The 4,139-nt window shown below is 48.3% G+C and carries 4 protein-coding genes and 1 riboswitch; of the genes, 1 reads left to right on the top strand and 3 read right to left on the bottom strand.

The annotated features are described in order from the left end of the window. The 3 genes from VIM72_RS01035 to glk all read right to left on the bottom strand — a co-directional run. Window positions 1-226 (bottom strand): hypothetical protein (locus VIM72_RS01035; RefSeq protein WP_332001013.1); only part of this gene is annotated, 226 nt, incomplete at its 3' end. Window positions 227-276: 50 nt separating this feature from the next. Continuing rightward, complete coding sequence (locus VIM72_RS01030) at window positions 277-1,563, bottom strand: voltage-gated chloride channel family protein (protein WP_332001012.1); 1,287 nt, start codon at window positions 1,561-1,563, stop codon at window positions 277-279. 45 nt (window positions 1,564-1,608) lie between these two features. Continuing rightward, a riboswitch (Fluoride riboswitch) is annotated at window positions 1,609-1,680 on the bottom strand. A 15-nt stretch (window positions 1,681-1,695) separates the two neighbouring features. After that, window positions 1,696-2,751: a glucokinase gene (gene glk / locus VIM72_RS01025; protein ID WP_332001011.1), complete on the bottom strand. Its 1,056-nt coding sequence runs from the start codon at window positions 2,749-2,751 to the stop codon at window positions 1,696-1,698. Between the two features lie 162 nt (window positions 2,752-2,913). Here glk and VIM72_RS01020 point away from each other — a divergent pair. Then, window positions 2,914-4,139 (top strand): glycoside hydrolase family 15 protein (locus VIM72_RS01020; protein WP_332001010.1); only part of this gene is annotated, 1,226 nt, incomplete at its 3' end.

The following is a 4,139-nucleotide window of genomic DNA, read 5'->3' as shown; positions in this document are numbered from 1 at the left end:
CATCGCGGGGCCGGCGGCCTTGTGTGGCTACATTGGCGCCTTTATCAAATATTTCTATGAAAGAGGATGTACCGGGAATACGTAACAGCGCAGCGTACTCAATATTAAATTCCGGCAGGATCCAGCTGTGAAAAAAAGTAAGCCCCAGTGATTCATAAAAGTTAATGGTGGCTTTATAATCTTTCGCCTGTATGGCGATATGGTGCATGCCTGTAATGTTTATCATACCCCAAATGTAAAAGCTCCCCGTAAAAGAAAAAGGTACTGACAAAATTGTTAGTGCAGCTTTTTTATTTCCAGTCGCTGCGCCCCATAAATCCCTGAATGACCGCTGAAGTAATAAGCGGTAAAACAAGCCACTGCAAAATACAGGATATGTTCCGTGCCAAATAGTTCAGCGCCCATTAACGTACAGGCAATGGGCGTATTGGTGGCGCCTGCAAAAACAGCAATAAATCCCAGGCCTGCAAAGAGGTCTACCGGGGCGCCCAGTACCAGCGCCAGCGTATGCCCGAGTGTAGCGCCAATGAAAAATAAGGGGGTCACCTCTCCCCCTTTGAAACCCATTCCAAGGGTAATAGCCGTGAAAACCAGCTTCCAGAGCCAACTCCAGTCGTTAATATGCCCGTTGGGATCAAAAGCGGCGATGATACTTACCCCGTCAGATGATTTGCTGTATACGCCTAACCCAAGGTAATCTGTTGTGCCTGCTACATAGCTCAACAGTATAATAACGATTCCACCTATCACCGGGATCAGCCAGGGAATTTTAATATAGGCATTGGCGTTATCTTTAATATTATGAATAAGTTTGGAGAATAGAAGACTGCTTAGCCCAAAGCATACACCGCTCACAATCACCTTCGCCAGCAGCAGGAGATTGTGATGAACAAAGGGAAGCCAGTTCACCAGCGGGTCTGTCTTATACAATATATGGTAATGGGTATGTTCAATGCCCCAGGCGCTGCATACAATATCGGCAAAAACTGCTGCAATCAGGCAGGGTATTAATGCGTCGTAACGCATTACACCGATGGCCAGTACCTCCAGTGCAAATACAGCCCCCGTAAGCGGGGTACCAAATACAGCCCCGAATCCTGCAGCAATCCCTGTCATCAGTAAAATTCGTATATCCGGAGCCGGTAGTCCCAGTTTTTTGCCAATCAGTCCGGCCATGCTGCCGCCAATCTGTACCGCTGTTCCTTCCCGTCCGGCGGAGCCGCCAAATAAGTGGGTGATGATGGTGGTGATCAGCACCAGCGGCGCCATACGAGCAGGCACGCCGCCTCCCGGCTGATGGATCTCATCCATGATCAGGTTGTTGCCTTTTTCGGCATTCTTCCCGCCAATGCGATACAGCCAGTAAATAAGTATGCCCGCCAGCGGCAGGCCCAAAAGCAGCCATTCATGCTGCATACGTAGTTTGGTAACCACTTCCAGCAGCCATAGGAACAGCGCCACTAAAGATCCTACAATAATGGCAACGGGTGTTACCAATATAGTCCAGCGCAGCAACTGTTTAGCTACGGACAATTGTTCCAGTAAAGATTTCGTTTGTTTCATATCCTACAAATAGCAGCGTTATATGGCAGCCATGCTACCACTATAATATTTGTAGGCGCCATCAGACAGCCCTGGGCTGACGGTTCTGGTCAGGAAGACACCATTTCCTGTTATCTATCTCACAAAAATAAATTATTCTTTTAATAATCCGGCATAATAGGCAGCGCCCCATAAGGCGGATTTATCATTGTTCACAATGTGGATCGGTACACTGGCCAATAACTCCGCCATCCGGTCGCCCTGCATGTAATGATGATAGAACCCACCGGTTTCCAGTAATGCCGCTATTTTCGGCGGAATCCCGCCACCAAGGAACAAACCGCCGGTCGACTTCATTTTCAGCACCAGGTTACAGGATTCCCTGGCCAGATAACGGACAAACAGTTCCATCGTTTTAATGCAAACAGGAATCTTTCCTGCTATCGCCGCCTTACTGATTTCTGCGGCAGCATCGCCGGCGTCCATTAATGTCCTCAGCTCTGTGGGCTCGTCCATTCCTTTTATATCCCGCAGGAATTCATAAATATCGATGATGCCCGGCCCGCTGATAAGGCGTTCCCAGCTTACTATGTCATATTTCTCCTGGAGATACCTGAGTAATAAAATATCCAGGTCGGTTCTTGGTGCAAAATCAGTGTGGCCACCTTCCGTTGGAAACGGGTGATGATATTGGCCATCCCAGAACAGGCCGGCCATTCCCAATCCTGTGCCCGGCGCTATAATGGCGATATTTCCTGTGTGATCTGCAGCTCCCCGGTGCAGGGTGGTGAGCTGATGCGGCGCCAGGGTAGCCAATCCATATGCAGTAGCTTCGAGATCGTTGATAAGCGCTACCGCCTGGATACCAGTGCTCTGCCTTATTTCCTCCTCACTCAGCTCCCGGCTCAGGTTGGTGAGCTCTACTTTTCCCTTTACCACCGGCCCGGCTACGCCTATGCATATACGCTGCGGCGGGGTATCGGCGCTGTCGCTGAGAAAGCGCTTAATCATCTCCGAAAAATTCTGGTAATCACGCGAAGCATACTTTTCCTGGCGGATCAGATCCAATTCTCCATTCAGGCTGCTGAACAATGCCAGGTTTGTTTTGGTGCCTCCCAGATCTCCCGCCAGCAGATAAGTTTTCGTGTCCCCACTGTTTAATGGCGCTGTAAAACGAGGAAGGTATTGCTGCTTTTTCAATGTCTGCATCGTAGTGGAACTTTATACTTAAAAATAAGGGTTTAAACCAAGAATACAACAGGATATGTTTTGTTAATAATTACCATGATGGCATTATTGGAACAGCTTTTGTTCGACGGGTTGAACAATTCCCGGATAAAAATGTAATTCAAAAACAAATGTAAGGCCCATATGGAAAGACATACCTATCAGACCGGACTTATTGGCAACTGCGCATTCCTGGCGCATATTAATAAGGATACAAACATCGATTGGCTTTGCTGGCCCCGCATGGATAGTTCCTTTGTTTTCGGTGGATTGCTGGACAAAAAGAAAGGCGGCTCCTTTTCCATTTTACCGGAAGCCGATTATTCTTCCCACCAGTACTACCTGGAAAACACCAATATACTATGTACTGAAATTACCACCACAGAGGGCAGCTACCGGGTAACTGATTTTGCGCCCCGCTTCCTTCAGTTCGAGCGCTTTTTTAAACCGCTTATGCTGATCCGGAAAATTGAACCGCTGGAAGGCTCTCCCCGCATCCGGGTGAAATGCGAACCTACCTGCGATTACGGCGCATCGAAACTGCGCCCGATGAGAGGCAGCAGTCATATTGAGTTCACCGGCTGCGAAGAAAACATCCGTCTCACTACCAATATTGCTGTCAGCTACCTGATTGATAAGGAATTTTTCGTGCTGAACGATACCCGGTACCTGATCCTCACTTACGGCCATCCGCTGGAAGCGCCGCTGGCCAGTACCGCAGAGCGTTTTCTCCGGGAAACCGTTTCCTATTGGAGAACCTGGATCAAGCATTCTTCCATTGCCAATTACTTCCAGCCTTACGTGATCCGCTCCGCTTTAGCGCTGAAAATACACCAGTATGAAGATACCGGCGCCATCATTGCCGCCAGTACCACCAGTCTGCCGGAATTTCCTGAAAGCGGGCGTAACTGGGACTACCGCTATTGCTGGATGCGCGATACCTATTATATTATTACTGCCCTGAACCACATCGGCCATTTTGAAGAAATGGAACGGTACTTTGGTTATATTACGGATATCTCTTTTTCGGGCGACTTCCGTTATCAGCCACTATATGGGATCACCGGGCAGAAGACCCTGTCCGAAACCATCCTTCCCCACCTGGATGGTTACCTGGGCAATAAGCCTGTACGGGTAGGCAACCAGGCATTTGAGCATATCCAGAACGATATATATGGACAGGTACTTATTTCCATGCTGCCATTATATACTGACCACCGTTTTATTTTTTCTGAAAGAAAAGATTCCGACCGTTGGATTGAACTGTTGTTAAAGAAGATAGAAAAAACGATTGATGAAAAAGATGCCGGTATCTGGGAGTTCAGGAACATGGCTAACGTTCACTGCTATACGAACCTGTTCCAGTGGGC

It is taken from the genome of Chitinophaga sp., from assembly GCF_036569185.1.
In the GTDB taxonomy this organism is placed as follows: Bacteria; Bacteroidota; Bacteroidia; order Chitinophagales; family Chitinophagaceae; genus Chitinophaga.
Note: the sequence above shows the minus strand (reverse complement) of the source record. Positions and strands in the feature narration are given on the sequence as shown.

Bases quoted from the DNA above. Each gene is read 5' to 3' on its own strand.
- glk (WP_332001011.1), bottom strand. From the start codon at position 2,751: ATGCAGACATTGAAAAAGCAGCAATACCTTCCTCGTTTTACAGCGCCA.
- VIM72_RS01030 (WP_332001012.1), bottom strand. From the start codon at position 1,563: ATGAAACAAACGAAATCTTTACTGGAACAATTGTCCGTAGCTAAACAG.